General features: G+C 50.0%; 1 rRNA gene. It reads right to left on the bottom strand.

Going from position 1 to position 222, the window contains the following annotated elements:
- Positions 1-139 precede the first annotated feature (139 nt).
- Positions 140-222 (bottom strand): 16S ribosomal RNA (locus tag F3J41_RS23275); the annotation flags it as partial.

The raw sequence follows: 222 nt of genomic DNA, 5'->3' as shown, positions 1-222 counted from the left end.
GTGGACTTGAACCACCGACCTCACCCTTATCAGGGGTGCGCTCTAACCACCTGAGCTACAAGCCTGTAGAGGTTTTTTCTGCTCGTTACTTTTCTATCAGACAATCTGTGTGAGCACTTCGCGGGAAAGTATCTTCAGGTAAGGAGGTGATCCAACCGCAGGTTCCCCTACGGTTACCTTGTTACGACTTCACCCCAGTCATGAATCACAAAGTGGTAAGCG

The organism is Pantoea sp. Ap-870 (assembly GCF_011752515.1).
In the GTDB taxonomy this organism is placed as follows: Bacteria; Pseudomonadota; Gammaproteobacteria; order Enterobacterales; family Enterobacteriaceae; genus Pantoea; species Pantoea dispersa.
The sequence above is the reverse complement of the archived record's forward strand: the minus strand, read 5'-3'. Positions and strand labels throughout refer to the sequence as shown.